General features: G+C 56.7%; 16 protein-coding genes. 5 read left to right on the top strand and 11 right to left on the bottom strand.

The window, feature by feature from the left end; genetic code table 11:
• Nucleotides 1-47 precede the first annotated feature (47 nt).
• Complete coding sequence (gene acnA, locus AC2FJZ_RS06880) at nucleotides 48-2738, bottom strand: aconitate hydratase AcnA (protein WP_496776688.1); 2691 nt, start codon at nucleotides 2736-2738, stop codon at nucleotides 48-50.
• A 224-nt stretch (nucleotides 2739-2962) separates the two neighbouring features.
• Between acnA and AC2FJZ_RS06885 the strand changes: the two genes are divergently transcribed.
• Nucleotides 2963-3664: a DUF1223 domain-containing protein gene (locus AC2FJZ_RS06885; protein WP_496776689.1), complete on the top strand. Its 702-nt coding sequence runs from the start codon at nucleotides 2963-2965 to the stop codon at nucleotides 3662-3664.
• Here AC2FJZ_RS06885 and AC2FJZ_RS06890 read toward each other — a convergent pair whose 3' ends face one another.
• The 4 genes from AC2FJZ_RS06890 to purB all read right to left on the bottom strand — a co-directional run bounded on the left by AC2FJZ_RS06890 (nucleotide 3665) and on the right by purB (nucleotide 8119).
• Nucleotides 3665-4588 (bottom strand): lysophospholipid acyltransferase family protein, encoded by a 924-nt coding sequence (locus AC2FJZ_RS06890; protein WP_496669151.1) that lies wholly within the window; start codon nucleotides 4586-4588, stop codon nucleotides 3665-3667. It abuts the gene before it with no gap.
• A gap of 139 nt (nucleotides 4589-4727) precedes the next feature.
• The gene (locus AC2FJZ_RS06895) at nucleotides 4728-5825 is read right to left on the bottom strand and encodes a flagellar motor switch protein FliG (RefSeq protein ID WP_496776691.1); all 1098 of its coding nucleotides are present in this window, start codon (nucleotides 5823-5825) and stop codon (nucleotides 4728-4730) included.
• 69 nt (nucleotides 5826-5894) lie between these two features.
• On the bottom strand, nucleotides 5895-6437 hold the full coding sequence (locus AC2FJZ_RS06900) for a tetratricopeptide repeat protein (RefSeq protein ID WP_496776693.1): 543 nt from the start codon (nucleotides 6435-6437) through the stop codon (nucleotides 5895-5897).
• A 377-nt stretch (nucleotides 6438-6814) separates the two neighbouring features.
• On the bottom strand, nucleotides 6815-8119 hold the full coding sequence (gene purB / locus AC2FJZ_RS06905; RefSeq protein ID WP_496776695.1) for an adenylosuccinate lyase: 1305 nt from the start codon (nucleotides 8117-8119) through the stop codon (nucleotides 6815-6817).
• 88 nt (nucleotides 8120-8207) lie between these two features.
• Here purB and AC2FJZ_RS06910 point away from each other — a divergent pair, with 88 nt between their 5' ends.
• Both AC2FJZ_RS06910 and AC2FJZ_RS06915 read left to right on the top strand, forming a co-directional pair.
• Entirely contained in the window at nucleotides 8208-8540 is a 333-nt protein-coding gene (locus tag AC2FJZ_RS06910; RefSeq protein WP_496669145.1) for a hypothetical protein, read from the top strand.
• Between the two features lie 174 nt (nucleotides 8541-8714).
• Nucleotides 8715-9275, top strand: coding sequence for a hypothetical protein (locus tag AC2FJZ_RS06915; protein ID WP_496776696.1), 561 nt, complete (start codon nucleotides 8715-8717; stop codon nucleotides 9273-9275).
• A gap of 180 nt (nucleotides 9276-9455) precedes the next feature.
• Here the strand turns inward: AC2FJZ_RS06915 and AC2FJZ_RS06920 are convergent, their stop codons facing one another.
• Nucleotides 9456-9596 (bottom strand): hypothetical protein, encoded by a 141-nt coding sequence (locus AC2FJZ_RS06920; RefSeq protein WP_157054116.1) that lies wholly within the window; start codon nucleotides 9594-9596, stop codon nucleotides 9456-9458.
• Nucleotides 9597-9641: 45 nt separating this feature from the next.
• On the bottom strand, nucleotides 9642-10856 hold the full coding sequence (locus AC2FJZ_RS06925) for a bifunctional alpha/beta hydrolase/OsmC family protein (RefSeq protein ID WP_496776698.1): 1215 nt from the start codon (nucleotides 10854-10856) through the stop codon (nucleotides 9642-9644).
• Between the two features lie 289 nt (nucleotides 10857-11145).
• Here AC2FJZ_RS06925 and AC2FJZ_RS06930 point away from each other — a divergent pair, with 289 nt between their 5' ends.
• On the top strand, nucleotides 11146-11340 hold the full coding sequence (locus AC2FJZ_RS06930; RefSeq protein WP_496776700.1) for a hypothetical protein: 195 nt from the start codon (nucleotides 11146-11148) through the stop codon (nucleotides 11338-11340).
• Between the two features lie 10 nt (nucleotides 11341-11350).
• Here the strand turns inward: AC2FJZ_RS06930 and dddP are convergent, their stop codons facing one another.
• Complete coding sequence (dddP, locus tag AC2FJZ_RS06935; protein ID WP_496776702.1) at nucleotides 11351-12694, bottom strand: dimethylsulfonioproprionate lyase DddP; 1344 nt, start codon at nucleotides 12692-12694, stop codon at nucleotides 11351-11353.
• Between the two features lie 123 nt (nucleotides 12695-12817).
• Here dddP and AC2FJZ_RS06940 point away from each other — a divergent pair, with 123 nt between their 5' ends.
• Nucleotides 12818-13561 (top strand): heme-dependent oxidative N-demethylase family protein, encoded by a 744-nt coding sequence (locus AC2FJZ_RS06940; RefSeq protein ID WP_496776703.1) that lies wholly within the window; start codon nucleotides 12818-12820, stop codon nucleotides 13559-13561.
• A gap of 36 nt (nucleotides 13562-13597) precedes the next feature.
• On the opposite strand, the gene AC2FJZ_RS06945 is transcribed toward AC2FJZ_RS06940, so the two are convergent.
• From AC2FJZ_RS06945 to AC2FJZ_RS06955, 3 genes are all read right to left on the bottom strand, one after another.
• Nucleotides 13598-14509, bottom strand: coding sequence for a hypothetical protein (locus AC2FJZ_RS06945; RefSeq protein ID WP_253276790.1), 912 nt, complete (start codon nucleotides 14507-14509; stop codon nucleotides 13598-13600).
• 199 nt (nucleotides 14510-14708) lie between these two features.
• The gene (locus tag AC2FJZ_RS06950; RefSeq protein WP_496776705.1) at nucleotides 14709-15497 is read right to left on the bottom strand and encodes a lytic murein transglycosylase; all 789 of its coding nucleotides are present in this window, start codon (nucleotides 15495-15497) and stop codon (nucleotides 14709-14711) included.
• Nucleotides 15498-15563: 66 nt separating this feature from the next.
• Nucleotides 15564-16211 carry an MSMEG_1061 family FMN-dependent PPOX-type flavoprotein gene (locus AC2FJZ_RS06955; protein ID WP_496776707.1) on the bottom strand — a complete coding sequence of 216 codons (648 nt, stop codon included), beginning with the start codon at nucleotides 16209-16211 and terminating at the stop codon, nucleotides 15564-15566.
• Nucleotides 16212-16323: the final 112 nt, after the last annotated feature.

A 16323-nucleotide genomic window follows, 5' to 3' on the forward strand; every position in this document is an offset into this window, starting at 1 on the left:
CCCCCGGCGCTTAGCCGGGGGTTAGAAACGCTTGCTTTGCTACCGGGTTACGATGCCTTCGCAAGATTGCGTAGCACGTAGTGCAACACACCACCGTTTTCGATGTACTCAATCTCTGGTGCGGTATCGATGCGGCACTTCAGGGTGATGGTCTTCTCAGACCCATCGCCATAGACGATCGTGCAGGGTACCTCTTGCAGTGGCGCGATGCTGTCCAGACCGTGAATCGAGACGGTTTCGTCTCCCTTCAGACCCAGCGTTTTGCGCGTGTCACCGCCGGTGAACTCGAACGGAATGACGCCCATACCGACCAAGTTCGAGCGATGGATGCGCTCAAAGCTTTCGGCGATCACAGCCTTGACGCCCAGCAGCGCGGTCCCTTTGGCCGCCCAGTCACGCGACGAACCCGCACCATATTGCTCGCCACCAAAGACGACCAGTGGGGTGCCCTGTTCCTGATAGGCCATCGAGGCTTCATAGACTGAGGTCTGTTCGCCATCTGGGCCTTTGGTGTAACCGCCTTCGACACCGTCCAACATTTCGTTCTTGACGCGGATATTGGCAAAGGTTCCGCGCATCATGACCTCGTGGTTGCCACGACGCGAGCCGTACGAATTGAATTCGCGCGGTTGCACTTGGCGTTCAGTCAGATACCTGCCAGCGGGTGTGGTCGTGGCAAAAGACCCGGCGGGCGAGATGTGGTCGGTGGTGATCATGTCGCCCAGGATCAGCAGAACCTTGGCCCCGTCGATATTCGAGATCGTGCCTGGTTCAGCCCCCATACCCTGGAAATAAGGAGGGTTTTGAATATAGGTCGAGGTCGGCGGCCAGTCATAGGTTTCCTGTTGCGGAACCTCGACCTCTTGCCATTTTTCGTCACCTTTGAAGACATCGGCGTATTTCGACTGGAATGCCTCGCGGGTCACGGTGGCCTCCACCAGCTCCGCGATTTCGGCTTGGGTCGGCCAGATGTCTTTCATATAGACGTCGTTGCCGTCCTTGTCTTGACCGATGGGCTCGGACGTCAGGTCGATATCCATTGTGCCCGCCAATGCGTAGACGACAACCAGAGGCGGCGAGGCCAGATAGTTCGCGCGCACGTCTGGGGAAATACGGCCCTCGAAGTTGCGGTTGCCGGACAAGACCGAGGTGGCGACCAGATCGCCTTCGGCAATAGCTTCTGAAATCTCTCTCTGGATCGGGCCTGAGTTGCCGATACAGGTGGTGCAGCCATAACCCACAAGGTTGAACCCGATCTTGTCCAGATCCTCTTGCAGACCAGCCGCCTCAAGATAAGCAGATACGACCTGCGAACCCGGCGCCAGAGAGGTTTTGACCCATGGTTTGCGATCTAGACCCAATGCTGCGGCCTTGCGGGCCACCAGGCCCGCGCCGATCATGACGTACGGGTTTGACGTGTTGGTGCAGGAGGTGATCGAAGCGATCACGACCTTGCCCGATTCCATGCCCCATTCTTCACCTTTGACTTCGATCTGTTTGCCCATCGGACGCTTGAAAGTCTCTGCCATTTCCTTGGTAAAGGCCGCCTTGGCACCAGTTAGTGCAACATAGTCTTGCGGGCGTTTGGGGCCCGAGATCGCAGGAACGATGGTGCCCATGTCCAGCGACAGCGTGTCGGTGTAGATCGGGGCGTAGTTCTCATCGCGCCAGAGGCCGTTTTCCTTGGCATAGGCTTCGACCAGTGCCAGACGATCCTCGTCGCGGCCGGTATTGCGCATGTAGCGAAGGGTCTCGCCGTCGATGGGGAAGAAGCCGCAGGTCGCGCCGTATTCGGGTGCCATGTTGGCAATGGTCGCGCGGTCGGCCAGCGGCAGGCTGTCCAGACCTTTACCGTAGAACTCGACAAACTTACCGACCACGCCCTTTTCGCGCAGCATTTCCACGACCTTCAGGACAAGGTCGGTGCCGGTGGTGCCCTCGACCATTGCGCCAGTCAGTTCAAAACCAACAACCTCGGGGATCAGCATCGAGATCGGCTGACCCAGCATCGCGGCCTCGGCCTCGATCCCGCCGACGCCCCAACCCAGAACGGCCATGCCGTTCACCATCGTGGTATGGCTGTCGGTGCCAACCAGCGTATCAGGATAGGCAACCTCATCCCCGTTCTGATCCGTGTCAGTCCAGACGGTCTGGGCCAGGTATTCCAGGTTCACCTGATGGCAGATGCCGGTGCCCGGGGGCACAACGCGGAAATTGTTAAAGGCGTTCTGTCCCCATTTCAGGAATTGGTAGCGTTCCATGTTGCGTTCATATTCGCGGTCCACGTTCATCTGGAACGCGCGGGGATTGCCGAACTCGTCAATCATGACCGAATGGTCGATGACCAGATCAACCGGGTTCAGCGGGTTGATCTTTTGTGCGTCGCCACCCAGCGCCTTGATACCGTCGCGCATCGCTGCAAGGTCGACAACAGCCGGAACACCGGTGAAGTCCTGCATCAGCACACGGGCAGGGCGGTAGGCAATCTCTCGCGGGTTCTTTCCGCCATTTGCGCCCCATTCGCTGAAGGCCTTGATGTCGTCGACCGAGACGGAAAAGCCGTCATCTTCGAACCGCAAAATATTTTCCAATACCACTTTCAGCGCGGCAGGCAGTTTCGAGAAATCACCCAAACCGGCCGCTTGCGCGGCGGGGATCGAGAAATAAGAAATGGATTTACCGTTCACGCTCAGGCTGCGGCGTGTCTTGGCGGTGTCCTGTCCGACTTTGATGGGCATCAGTGGCCTCCCTCTCAAATGACTTGGAAAATGGGATTCGCTGTCTGTTATCTGTATCACCAAAGCCCTTGGTTCAAGGTTGAATAATAGCAAAGGTGTCTTTTTGGTATACCATTGTACGCAAATTTGGAAAATCATGTATTCCTGCCTCAAGAAACCTTGATTGGTCGTTGAATGCCAAAGCGGCTATTGCTGATACCCGACCGCCCAAACCGAGAGTTCTTATGTTCAGATCCGCCGCATTGACCGCCCTGATGTCCTGCCTTCTGGCTGCCTCTGTTGCGGCTGAGGATGATCCTGTGGTGGTTGAATTGTTTACGTCACAAGGATGCTCATCATGCCCTCCGGCAGATCGCTTGATGCATGACCTGGCCAAACGCGACGACGTCATCGGCTTGGCGCTGCACGTGGACTATTGGGATTACATCGGTTGGAAAGATGAATACGCCGATCCGGACCACACCCTGCGGCAGCGTGCCTATGCTCGGGAAGGGGGGCGTTCGATGATCTATACGCCGCAGATGGTCATTAACGGGCAGCATGACATTGTGGGCGCGCAATCTCGCGAACTGGATCGTCTGATCAATGCTCATCTCAAAGCGACCCCTGAGGCATCGGTTACAGCAACCCGAGCAGCAGATGAAGTGACAGTGGATGTGACGCCCTTGGAACTGTCAGAGGGCGAGACCTATGACGTGCGTATCGTACAGTATTCGCCCATGCGCCATGCCTCGATCCGTCGCGGAGAACTGGCCGGGCACGAACTGGATTATGCCAATGTCGTTGAGACATGGCAGATTGCGGGGCAGTGGGATGGAAATGCCCAGCAATCGTTTTCAGCTCAGCTCAGCTCTGATCTGCCTGCCGTTGTGCTGGTGCAAAGGGCAGGTCACGGGCCGATTGTTGCGGCCACCCAGGTGAAGTGATTAGGGTGTTTCTTTGGGGTTTATCCCCAGCACGTTCAAGTTTTTCCAACGGCGATGAATCCAGAACCATTGCCCCATGTGCTGCCGCACCACCTTTTCCAAGTCATCATTGGTAAACTGGGTCATGGTTTTGGGGTCCGAATGCGGTACCGGATCATGCAGGATGATTTCAAAATCGATGCCATTGGGCTGCCGCACCGCATAACAGGGAATGAGCTCGGCCTTGTACTTTATGGCCAGTTCTGCGTTCAAAACGGACGTGGAAGCAGGCTTGCCGAAGAACATAAGTTCTTCGCCGCCTAACGCATGAAGATCGGATACAATGGCTATGATTCCACCCTTTTTGAGCGAACGCACCATTTCGACCATCCCGCGCCGCCCTTGCTCGAACATCGGCGCGCCGGTTTTGTAGAAGGCTTCGACATAAGCGTCGTTGAAATACGGGTTGGCCATGCGGCGATAGAGGCAGCCAATCGGTTGGCCGCTATGTTCCTGCAGGGCGATGCGCGCGGCCAGATAGTGCCCAAAATGCGCCGTGATCATCATGACCGGACGCCCTTCGGCGATCGCCTTGTCAAAGGCGGCAATGCCCGGACCGGAGATTTTTGCCGATTTTTGCCGCTCAGTGAATCCCTCGGGTGAAAAATGCTCCATGATAGCCCGGCCGGCATTATCCGGCACATCGCGGCAGATCTTTTTCACTTCGGCATCGGATAGGTCAGGGCAGGTGAGCTTCAGGTTCCGCCGGATACGTGTACGAAACCCGACAACCGGCGCCAAAGTACGCATGATCGCGCCCATGGTGGCGACGCGCCGCTCATACGGGGCAAGGCGCATTGCTCCGATGACCCCTTGAAGGAGCATATTGGCGACATAGTATTTTCCAAGCTCAAACCGGCTGAGCTCCGACTTTTCGACGGGCATGGAGGTGTCTCACCGCGTGTTGCGAAGTTGCTTTGCCAGACATACAGCCCGACGTAGGCAAGCTCAAGCGCTCAGAGAAGGGGAAAATTCCGGGTCTTCATGTATTGTCCAATTACCAGCCTCTGGCGTTGAGGATTTACTATGTTTCTTCGTCTTCGTCATTTTCAATCAGGGCGATTGTTCCGGCGTCGACCAGCATCCGAATGGCACCAACGACCTGAGTCATCGCGTCTTCGGCTTCGGATTGCCTAACGCGCCCGCGTTCACCCATTTCTTCGCGCAGGTTATCCGCCATTCGGGACGAGATATTGGACAACAGGAACTCGACCGACGCCTTGTCATCATCTGCTGCGGCACCAGCCAGCGCTGTGACCAGAACGGGTTGCTCCACTTCGCGCAGGATAACCGGAACGTCCCGAGGCGTTATACGTGTTGATACATGAGCGAAGGTAAAGATCGATCGGCGCACAAGGTCGGCGAAATCGGCGTCATCTTCGTCCAGCGCGCTCAACAAGTCGTCGCGTGTGGCCGCTGCAGATTGGTTCAAGATTGCGCCGACCCTTGCACCGGGGCCATCATCGAATGCCTGCGCCGGGCGCTGATCCAGCTGCGCGGCCAGAGACCAGCCGATCCGCTCGACCGCTTCGGGGGTGACATTCGCGGTCTTCGAGACAGCAAAGGTGATCCGCCGTGCCACCGGCCCGGGCATGTGGCCCAGCATCTGAGCAGCCTGTGCGGTGTCCATCTTTGACAACATCACCGCAGCCACTTCGGTGCTTTCCGCCTGCGCCATGGCTGCAAGATCTTCGACGGGGATGTCGCGCGGTCTTTGCCACGGGTCGCCGATCTGTCGTACCCCGGCCACTTTGCGGAGGCGGGCCGCTGTTTTGGGCGCGATCTTTCCGTTCACCGCATCCAACGCGCCGGCCAGACCGTGAGGAAACGCAAGGCCGATGTTGTCCAGAGCATCGCTGAACTCCTGCGCCACCGAATCGAGCGTCACGCGGTCCACCAGACCCATCTCACCCAGCTGATGGGTCAGTTTTTCTTGTAGATCGTCGGGAAGTTCCTCCAATGGAAGGTCAGCGCCTTCGTTCAGCAGAAACCGCACAACAACCGCTGCCTTTTGACGGTTGGTCAACGCCCGAGGGACAAGGCGTAGTGTGGTGTCATCCCCTTTGGCAAGCGGAGTGGGGGCCCCGGGTGCCGCGTTTATCAATGCGTTTGTTTCCTGCATCTGCCTGTGGTGCCAAAATTACTGAGCTACAGGCAGATTACGGAGAATCGGGTTAAATAACCTTGAAGTTTAGTAGTTATAGGTCAGCCCGGTGCGGATCGCTTCGCGCAGCGATGCCTCGGCCCAGGTTCCTTCCCCGCCACGCGTTTTGATTTCGCGCCATTGTTCGATGGCCAGATCGGTTCTGCCCTCGGTTACAAACCCTTGTGCCATATAGCTGCGGGCCAGAAGGTTGTCGGGGTTGGCGTTGATGGCATTCTGATAGAAAACGTTCGCCAGTTCCAATTCGCCCATCTTGCGGTAGGTGAAGCCCCAATAGGTCAGCACACGATCGTCGTTTTGGTCCATGACCCGCAGGATATCCTGAGCGTGCCCGTACTGCCCGTCATAGGCCAATTCGCGGACGGCATCATAGAGTTGATCATCGGAAAGATTGGTCTTGTTGGGTTTGACGCATCGGCCTCTGGCCTCGTCGAAAACACGACCGAACAGACATTTCTTGGTCGTGTTCGTCGGTTTGGGTGGGCTGCTGCTGTCACCGCCTGCGGCATGGACCGCTGGGGCAAAGGCAAAGGCTTGCAAGGCAAGGGCCGAAGCTAACAAAAAGCGCATAATCCTACTCCGTTCTCTGGACTGCTCATAAGATCATAGTGCGATCTACAAAAAAGCTAACAGTTGAACGGTTGCATTTATTCACAAGTAGGACAGAAAATTGTCAGCTATTGACGGATTTCGCGCAGCTTTGAGTTTCTGAGTCCCAGGATGTGCCGGGTGCGCAGGATTGCGTCTGTTTGGTGTGTGCATTGCACGCAAGGCTTGCGGTTGCAAAAAGCGCAAGTGCTGCTGCGCTAGCAAGGGTTTTGACCATGGTGTTTTCCCTCCAAGGAATACGCCGCAAGCATACCTTATTTTAGACGCGCTGGCAAAAGAACAAGACCCGCTCTGCTTGCGGCAGAACGGGTCCCGAAATTCAATTTCAAAAGATGGTGTTATTCACCAAACACACGGGCAAAGATCGTGTCGACGTGTTTGGTGTGATAACCAAGGTCGAATTTCTCTTCGATCTCTTCGGGGCTGAGCGCGGCTGTGACATCGGCGTCTGCCAACAGCTCTTCTTTGAAGTCGGTACGGTGTTCCCAGACCTTCAGCGCATTGCGCTGTACCATGGCATAAGCGTCCTCGCGGCTGACACCGGCTTGGGTCAACGCAAGCAGAACGCGCTGGCTCATCACAAGTCCGGGGAACTTGTTCATGTTCTCAAGCATGTTTTCGGGGAAGATCAGCATTTTGTCGATCACGCCTGTCAGTCGCGCCAGCGCGAAATCCAGTGTGATTGTGGCGTCGGGTCCGATCATGCGTTCTACCGAAGAATGCGAGATGTCGCGCTCGTGCCAGAGTGCCACGTTTTCCATCGCCGGGATCACGGCCGCGCGCACCATGCGGGCCAGCCCGGTCAGGTTCTCGGTTAGCACCGGGTTTTTCTTGTGCGGCATCGCCGAGGAGCCTTTCTGGCCCATCGAGAAAAACTCAGCCCCCTCAAGCACCTCGGTCCGCTGCATGTGGCGGATTTCGATGGCGATGTTTTCGATGCTGCTGGCGATCACGCCCAGAGTGGCAAAGAAGGCCGCGTGGCGGTCGCGCGGAATGACCTGAGTGCTGATCGGTTCAGGCACCAGCCCCATTTGGTCACAGACATGTTCCTCGACGCGCGGGTCGATATTGGCAAAAGTACCAACAGCACCGCTGATCGCGCCGGTGGCGATTTCCGCGCGGGCGTCGCGCATGCGCGACAGGTTGCGGTCCATCTCGGCATAGAACCGCGCGAAGGTCAGGCCCATGGTGGTGGGTTCGGCGTGGATGCCGTGGCTGCGACCGATGCGGACAGTGTCTTTGTGTTCAATCGCGCGACGCTTGAGCGCGGCCAGCAGACCTTCGAGATCGGCGATCAGCAGGTCTGCGGCACGGGTCAGCTGTACGTTCAAACAGGTGTCCAGCACGTCCGAACTGGTCATGCCCTGGTGCACAAAACGCGCCTCTTCGCTGCCGACATGTTCGGCCAGGTGGGTCAGGAAGGCGATGACGTCGTGCTTGGTGATGGCCTCAATCTCGTCAATGCGGGCCACGTCGAATTCCACGTCCTTAGCCTTCCATACGGCCTCGGCGTTTTCACGAGGGATCACGCCCAGATCGGCCATGGCGTCGCAGGCGTGTGCCTCGATCTCGTACCAGATGCGGAACTTGGTCTCGGGCGACCAGATAGCGACCATGTCAGGGCGGGAATAACGGGGAATCATTGGCGGCAGCACCTTTATGTGATTGGGATGAGGCGTTGGCGCGGGGTTTAGCCCTGTGCGCGCGAGGGAACAAGATGTGAGAGCAGGTATGAGACGGTTTGCCCTGATTTTGGTCTTTTGGCCGGGTGTTTTGGCCGCAGACGGCTTCCAGAAACTGTCCGGCGAGGAAATCCTCGCAGCTTTGACCGGCAAGAAACTGGAATACGGAAGAGGGGTCTGGCAAACATTCGAGGCCAGCATGATTACCCAGTACTTCTCGGGCGGGCCAAGCGCGGGGCGCTGGGCCGTGCAAGAGGATCAGTATTGCTCGACTTGGCCGCCGTCGGACCTGTGGGCCTGCTATGATGTCTTTCGGAATGAGGACACGATCCGCTTTGTAGATGATGCAGGTGGCCAGACCGATGGAGTCTATGCGCCATAGACGTCCCATGTTTCTATGGCGGTGTGGAAGTTGGTTTTGGTAATCGGCAGTTGCCCCGCCTGGTGGTCAGTGAAGTACGAACGCGGCTTTTTCTGGTCTTTTCGACGCAATGCTGGACAAGGCGCGCCCTCACGGTTCAATCTGTGGGCACAGAAACTATCAGGTTATTGAAATATGCGTTTATTTTCAGGTCCGATATTTGCTGCCTGCGCCGCAGTCTGGCTGGGCGGGGCAGGTTCTGCGATGGCCGACACCCCTGCGACATATACCGAGGATGGCCGTGCGCTGTTTAGCTTTAACGTGCCCGATTTCTGGTTGCTGCGCACCGGTGGCCCACGTGAGATCGAAGACACCGAGTTGGGGGATCCGCGCGCCGTCGCGCGGGTCATGGGGCTGCGGCCTGTGACAGATGACACCGTCTGGATGGGCTTTGTCTCTCCGGCAGGGGTTGCGACAATTCAGGACGGTATCCGGTATCTTCAGGATATCGATAAGTTTCTGGTCAATGATCCGACTGTCACCAGCACCAGCGACACCCGTATCGGCGGATTGCCTGCCCGAGTTTTTCGAGGGACTGGGCGTCGGGACGGCAAAGGGGTGAGCTTTACTGCCACAGTTATTGACCTGCCAAGCAACCGAGTTGCCATAGCTGTCGCGATCCTGCGTGACGGTGCAAATCCAGATTATGCAGATGACCTGAATGACGTCTTCGCGTCGTTCCGGTCGCGTCAGTGAGGGAGGGTGCGATGAGCCTGAGACTGTTCAAACGAATATCCCTCGCGCTGGGGCTGGGGGCTGCGACGTTAACTCTGTCGGCGTGTGATGGTGTTTCGGTAGGGGTCGGGTATGGGTATGACCCGTTTTATGACTCAATGCTCTGGAACGATTACTACCGCCGTAATGTCAATGTGGGTATCAATCCACCAGACCGGCCAAATCGCCCAGATCGGCCAACGCGCCCGGATCGCCCGAAACCGCCGGTTGCCAAACCGCCTGCGCGGCCAAAGCCCCCGACGGCACGGCCACCTGCGGCGCGCCCGCCGATACATCGGCCATCGCCGCGCCGCTGATAGCTTGAAGGCCGCTCTCGGGCGGCCTTTTTCACGGTAGAAGTTCGGTAGTGATATGGGCTGAACCTTCGAGGGTCCGGTGAACCGGGCACTTGTCCGCAATTTCCAGCAGACGTTGCTTTTGGGCTTGGTCCAGTGGTCCGGTCAATCGGATTTTGCGGCGGAATTGATCCACTTTACCTTCATTCGCGAGCCCGGCGTCCTGAGCGTGAACCTTGTCGTGACAGACATCCACACTCACGCTCGTCAGAGGCCAATTCTTTCGCCGCGCATACATCCGTATTGTCATGGATGTACAAGCGCCCAGACCGGATGAGACAAAGCCATAGGGCGACATGCCCTTGTCCGTGCCGCCGTAAGAAGCTGGTTCATCCGCGACTGCGTGGTGATGTGGCCCGGCCTGAATGTCCTGCATGAAGCCGCTTGGGTCCGCTTCGGTGACGCGTACAACGCCTTCCGGGGCGCCCGGTGGCGGGGCGGGCGGGCACAGCTTCACATAGCGTGAAACCCATGCTGATATCACATCGGCCGCATATTCGGCATCCGCTGCGCGCGTGATCAGGTGATCGGCATCATCGAGAGTGACAAAGCTTTTTGGGTGTTTGGCCGCCGAGAATATAGTGCTCGCGTTGTCGATGCTGACCGTTTCATCCCGTGGCGCATGAAGGATCAGCAAAGCGGCTTTGAGGTCGGCGATCGCGGCGGTCAGGGCGGATTGGGCAATGTCATCCACAAAGGCTTTTCCGATGCGGAACGGGCGCCCGCCCAAAGAAACCTCAGCGCTTCCGTCCTGCTCGATCTGAGGCAGCGCGTCTTCAAAGTGATGCGAGACGTGACCGGGATCTGCCGGTGCGCCCAAGGTCACAACGGCTTTTACCGTAGGAATACCAGCGCGAGCGCGCAATACCGCCGCGCCGCCCAGCGAATGGCCGATCAACAGGGCAGGGGCCATATTGCGCCCGGCCAGATATTGCGCGGCTGAGATCAGATCCTCGACATTGGACGTAAACGTCGTATTGGCGAACTCGCCCTCGGAATGACCCAGCCCGGTAAAGTCAAAGCGCAGCACCGCGATTCCCATTGCCGCCAAGCGGGCCGAGATGCGCCGTGCTGCAGGGATGTCCTTGGAACAGGTAAAGCAATGGGCAAACAGGGCGGTTGCCAGAACCGGTCCGTCGGGCAGATCCAATCGCGCTGCCAGTTGGCTGCCGTCATGTCCGGCAAAAGTGATGCGTTCCGTGGGCATGTCGGCTCCTTGAGTGTGTTGGGGGAACACAGACTATACTGTGTTCATGCTGGTCTAGTCTCAACCCCTATGTCAGTCGCGTCACGTGAAGGTGAGGACATTGAGAACATTGTGCGTTTTTTTCGCCTGAGCATCATCATTACACTGCGCATCAGGCTTTGAGGAACGTATCTGCCGCTCTGATTTAAATGCATCACGAAATGTGAGGTAAATTCGATCAAACATTCATTTCACTTATGTCGCCCTCACGCACATCTTTGGAACGAAGATGTTGACCAAGGAGATACCCATGTCACACGCAGAGTTCACCGCCCGCACCCGCGAGATGCGCCCGCTGTTGGTCATCGCGTTGCTACTGGCTGGTCTAAGCGGTTTTGTCATCGGCCAGTCTTGGCCCGCGAACTTGAGCGGGCTGAAGGAACAGGTACGTCCAGCCATCGAAGACTGGCACGGCAATGTCCGCCGTTCCTATTGGTCAGAGTGAGGCTTTGGCCTCACTCTAGTCCCATCAACCGAGCATCGAAGGGATATTTTGTCAGGTTCTCGTACCCGTTTTCGGTAATGAGAACCTGATCTTCCAGCTTGATGCTGAAGTCGCCGCCGACCTCGCCAACGCAAGCTTCAACACACAGAACCATTCCGGGTTCCAGCGGGTAATCATATGATCCTTCGACAGCCTTATCGGGATAAGCCACAAGCGGCCATTCATCGCACAGGCCGACGCCGTGCATCAGGCAGCCGTATTTCTGCGCTTGAAACTTGTCGTCCAGCCTATGGGCATGCGCTGTCAGTTCCGGGATCATCACGCCGGGTTTGAGCATCTCCATGTTGGTCATGATGTGTTCATGCGCGTGCTGCATGGCATAGATCATGTCCTCACGCGGCTTCTGATCGCCAATCCACCAGCTGCGGGAAATGTCGATGCAGATCCCGTAGGAACCAATCAAGTCGGTGTCGAAAGAGATGATCTCATTCTGCTGGGTGATCCGAGGGCCGCATTCCTGAAACCACGGGTTGGTGCGTTGGCCCGAAGCCAGAAGGCGCGTTTCGATCCACTCTCCACCGCGCTTGATGTTCTCCGCATGCAGTACGGCCCAGATGTCGTCTTCTGAGGTTTTTCCATCCCCCACATTGGCACGCGCGAACTTCTCCATTTCAGCAACCGCTGTCTCACACGCGTGGCTGGCGCAACGCATGGCGAGGAGTTCGTCCGGTCCCTTGATGGCGCGGGTCTTTTCGGTCAGCTCTTCGCCTTCCACGATCTCGAACCCCTGCGCCTCAAGCGCACGCAACCCGTGCAGCATGATCTTGTCGACGGCTAAGCGCGTGTTGCCACCGCTGTGCTCTTCGATCAGCACCCGCACTTCATTCGAGAACACATCCGCGGCCACATCGACCTTGTCGCCCCGGTCGAAGTAAAACAGATCAGCGCCCGAACGCTGTTCCCGCACCAGAGGGTTGAAGGTGCTGAGGAAAGGCGAATTCTTGTAGTCCCAAATCACCATATAACCATCAGCGCACAGCAGAACCGCGCGGAACGGGTTATGAGTGTTCCACAGCTGCATGTTCGTGCTGTCGGTGGCATAGCGAATGTTCAACGGATCAAACATCAGCAAGCCGCCATACCCGCGGTCCACAATAGCCTGCGTCAGCCGCTTCCAGCGATGTTCGCGCATCCGTGCGAGATTGGGCAACTCAAGCCCTGCAGCGGCCCATTCGTCAAATGCCAGCTGCGTCGGTCCGATTTCAATACGGTCATTGTCATTTGGGGTGCCATCCCCCAACGTAGCACCTCGGCTGGGGTCAATCTTGCGCGAATCTCGGTAGTGCTGGTTCATGACTGACCTCATTGTGTGTTCAAGCAAAGTTAGAGAGCCGCTCTTTTCCGTCTGAAAAAAATGCGACGGCGTGGTTGTCGTTTTTTGACCGAAACGTGGAGAAAGGCATGTTAAGTCTTTTCCATGCCACAGATTTTGCAAGAAACCATCCCTTATGATTTTGCCAACTTGCGTGCCTTACCGGGAATACAGCCGACGACTCTGGACCAGTGGCTGCATCAGGACGAAGCGTTTGTGGGACAGATGCAACGCCGCGAAGAGTTGCTGTCTGAACGTCGCGACGAGGTTCTAATGCTTGATCCACAGGCCGAGCCCGCGGCCCGCGAGCTGCTGGATCTGGTGTTGGCACAGGTCTACCCCTCGGCCGGGACAACTGTGGTCCGAACCGATGGCGTAACGGTTCCTGTTGATGAAGATCGACCGCTGGATACGTTGTGCAAACTGGTGCAGGAAGATTTCTGTATTCTTCAAAAACATGGGGAAGAGCATGTTCTGACCGGTGCGATCCTATGCTTTCCAGCCAGCTGGCGTTTGTCAGAAAAATTCATGCGGCCTCTGATTGGCATTCATGTGCCTGTCGAGAGCTATGATGAAAATATCGCAAAGCGGGTGCAGCGGTTGTTTGACGGTATTCAACCCGGTCGTCCGTTGTGGCGTTTCAACGCACTCTGGTACGAGGACCCCGAGCTTTTCCAACCCCGCAGTATCCATGCGCCGCGTGAGATAAAGGATCGGCGGCAAGACTCATTTTTGCGCAGTGAGCGACAGACGCTGTTGCGCCTTCCGAAAACGGACGCGGTCGTGTTTTCGATCCACACCTATGTTCTAGCCGCAAACATGGTTGCAGAAATGGAAAACCCCGCCTGACGGCGGGGCCTCCAAGGAGGGTCTTGGGTAATTTGGTTACATGCCCAGTGCGTTTGCAACTCCGGCAAAGGCATCGCTGGCGTTCAGGGCAACAATGGCGAAGGTCAAAACAAGCACCTGGGTATTGAGGCGAAAGTCTTCACCACGGACCAAGTTGACCGCTGCCATCGACGCGGCGATCGGAGTGGAGACAGTGGCCAGAACGCCTGTCATGCACCAACTGCTGAGGCGAAGGGCATCGCTTGGTCGTTCATCGTCTTGCGCGTTTTCCATTTGCGGCTCTGCCTGATCGGATTGAGCCGCGTCTTCGCTGCGGAACGCGATGCTGAGCAGTTGCTCATCGGTCAATTGGATTGGTCGCGCCGACGGAGTGTGAAGGGCACTGATGCTTTCATCCGGTTCGGGTATGGACATGCTGGAAAACTGACCATTCAGCGCTTGAAAGATCTGCTTTCTATCCCGTGTTGCGCGGCTTGGGGTCAGGGTGTCAAAGGCGCTCATGAACTGTTCGACCGTCAGCACCGTTTTTGGCGAAAGCCATTCTACGCGCCGGGTCGAGCAAATATCGACCATGCGATACAGAATGACGACCAGCATCAGTTCGGAAATTTCTGCGTCATCCAGTAACGGTGACACTGGCGTAATCGACAACACAAGGCGGTTCTGAGGATGTGACACGCGGGGCTTTGTTATGGTTTTTAGCCCCGCGGCACGATCCATGCGCTCGTATCGGTCTTCCTGCTCGGGTTTGCCTGCATCCAGTGTCAACCGAACCAGATATTGGCTCGAGACAATACTGGCCTCGGACATGCTCAGCAGGGCCTTGCGCTCGACCAGATGACCGTAGTCCTCAAGCGTCGCTGCAACAATTGTGCCAAACCGCTCAATCGTGCCGCTTGCGTCGCCATCAAATTGCAGGCCGCCATGGTAGCTGTGCTTCCGAGCCACTGCTCTGTCCTTATTCAAGAAGTGTTCCAGAGGTACTCTAACAACTGTTCTGGGGCAGAATTTGGCGAAAAATGCAAAAAAATGATTTTTTCTCGTGATTGGTTACGCTTTGGAAACCAAGAAACTAAAGGCTTTTCTTTGTCACTGTGGCTCAAATGTGGCGAAATTTGGCGTGACGCGTGTTTTCCCTGAGGCGGGGCTATTGATCGATTCGGGCGGCCATGATGGCAATGGATTGTTGATATACAGAGGCCGCGTTCCACTGCTGCAAGATGCGAAAATTTGGTTCTCCTGGCTGATAGCCGCGCCCCGGTTTCCAGCCCTTCTTGCGAAGAAAATTCGCGGTTGAGGCCAGTGCGTCCGTCATATCGTAAAAGTCGACACGCCGATCGCCGGTGGCGTCGACCCCATAGGTCAGGGCATTGCCCGGTAGGAACTGCGTATGGCCCAACTCGCCATGTTTTGCCCCTTTTGTCGCCATTGTGATGCTACCCATGTCCACCAGTTTCAGTGCCCCAATTGCGTGAGGAACGAAGAACTCGGACCGGCGACAATCATAGGCCAGTGTTGTGATTGCGGAAACAACCTGACTATCGCCCATGAAATTACCAAAGCCGGTTTCCATGCCATGAATGGCGATCAGAACGCCTGCAGGTACACCGTATTGCCGTTCAAAGGCTGCATAATAGTTTGGGTTGGCGGCTTTGCGTTTGCGCCCTTGTGCGATGATCGTATCGGCCCCTCGGACCCGCATGAATTTATCCAGCGAGTATTTAAAGCTTTTCTGATTGCGGTCCGCCGAAATGGTGCGCGTCGCGTACTGTGTCTGGGACAGAGCTTGCAATCCTTTCTTTTTGACCCCGGCCTTGCGTGCCAGTTTGGCAAAATCTGCCTTCCACGCTTCAAAACCTGCACTGGTGTTCCCGCAGGGTGCAGCCAGAACAGGGGAAGTCAGGGAAAGAACAAGTATGGCGGCAAGGCGAAACATGGGCGTAATCCGATCGAGTTGAAATCTGGTCTAAGCCTAGCGTGAGCTTCGGTTCCGGCAAAGCGGTTAGTATAGGTCCAACTCACCCTTTTCCTTGAGCGTTTCGAACCATTCTTCGGGAGTAGCCTTGATGCGCGCGTGCTTCACCATCATTGCGTTCATGTTTGGCAGATTGGCCGAATCCGGCCAGTCTTCTGGTTGCCACAGGTGCGAGCGGATCACGCATTTCGGACAATGTGCAAAAACGGTCTCGACATGGATCAGCAGCGCCAGATTGGGCGCGTGCCCGTCTATGGCCATGCTTTCCAACAATTGAGAGTCGGCACAGATGCGGGCTGCGCCGCGGATGCGGAGCGTTTCCAACTTGCCGGGAACAAAGAAAATTACACTGATGCGCGGGTCCTTCAGAACGTTGTGGAACGTGTCCACACGTTTGTTGCCCGGCCGATCCGGGATTGCGATCAGGGTATCGGTCAGCACCTGAACAAAACCGGGCGGGTCGCCGCGGGGTGAAATATCCAGGTACCCGTCCGGATTGGCCGAGGCGATCAGGCAGAACGGTGAGGTCGCGATGAAGTCGCGACACATCTGATCGAGTGAGGGCATTTCCTTGGCAATGATCTGAGGCAGCGGGTGACCGGAAATCTGTCTCAGTTCCTGTTCGGATGTCACGATGTTTGAGTATTCTGAAAAAGGTGAAGGACTATGAGGCATGCGGTTGTCTCCGACCGGAAATTTCCGCACAAGTCTGTTGGATCAATGGCGGCGCGTCAAACCTAGTGCAAAGTAATGACAAGGGCGCCCTAATGGACGCCCTTGCAAGTCG

Source organism: Ruegeria sp. CDSA079, assembly GCF_059612245.1.

Bases quoted from the DNA above. Each gene is read 5' to 3' on its own strand.
- acnA (WP_496776688.1), bottom strand. From the start codon at position 2,738: ATGCCCATCAAAGTCGGACAGGACACCGCCAAGACACGCCGCAGCCTG.
- AC2FJZ_RS06885 (WP_496776689.1), top strand. From the start codon at position 2,963: ATGTTCAGATCCGCCGCATTGACCGCCCTGATGTCCTGCCTTCTGGCT.
- AC2FJZ_RS06890 (WP_496669151.1), bottom strand. From the start codon at position 4,588: ATGCCCGTCGAAAAGTCGGAGCTCAGCCGGTTTGAGCTTGGAAAATAC.
- AC2FJZ_RS06895 (WP_496776691.1), bottom strand. From the start codon at position 5,825: ATGCAGGAAACAAACGCATTGATAAACGCGGCACCCGGGGCCCCCACT.
- AC2FJZ_RS06900 (WP_496776693.1), bottom strand. From the start codon at position 6,437: ATGCGCTTTTTGTTAGCTTCGGCCCTTGCCTTGCAAGCCTTTGCCTTT.
- purB (WP_496776695.1), bottom strand. From the start codon at position 8,119: ATGATTCCCCGTTATTCCCGCCCTGACATGGTCGCTATCTGGTCGCCC.
- AC2FJZ_RS06910 (WP_496669145.1), top strand. From the start codon at position 8,208: ATGAGACGGTTTGCCCTGATTTTGGTCTTTTGGCCGGGTGTTTTGGCC.
- AC2FJZ_RS06915 (WP_496776696.1), top strand. From the start codon at position 8,715: ATGCGTTTATTTTCAGGTCCGATATTTGCTGCCTGCGCCGCAGTCTGG.
- AC2FJZ_RS06920 (WP_157054116.1), bottom strand. From the start codon at position 9,596: ATGGCCGATGTATCGGCGGGCGCGCCGCAGGTGGCCGTGCCGTCGGGG.
- AC2FJZ_RS06925 (WP_496776698.1), bottom strand. From the start codon at position 10,856: ATGCCCACGGAACGCATCACTTTTGCCGGACATGACGGCAGCCAACTG.
- AC2FJZ_RS06930 (WP_496776700.1), top strand. From the start codon at position 11,146: ATGTCACACGCAGAGTTCACCGCCCGCACCCGCGAGATGCGCCCGCTG.
- dddP (WP_496776702.1), bottom strand. From the start codon at position 12,694: ATGAACCAGCACTACCGAGATTCGCGCAAGATTGACCCCAGCCGAGGT.
- AC2FJZ_RS06940 (WP_496776703.1), top strand. From the start codon at position 12,818: ATGCCACAGATTTTGCAAGAAACCATCCCTTATGATTTTGCCAACTTG.
- AC2FJZ_RS06950 (WP_496776705.1), bottom strand. From the start codon at position 15,497: ATGTTTCGCCTTGCCGCCATACTTGTTCTTTCCCTGACTTCCCCTGTT.
- AC2FJZ_RS06955 (WP_496776707.1), bottom strand. From the start codon at position 16,211: ATGCCTCATAGTCCTTCACCTTTTTCAGAATACTCAAACATCGTGACA.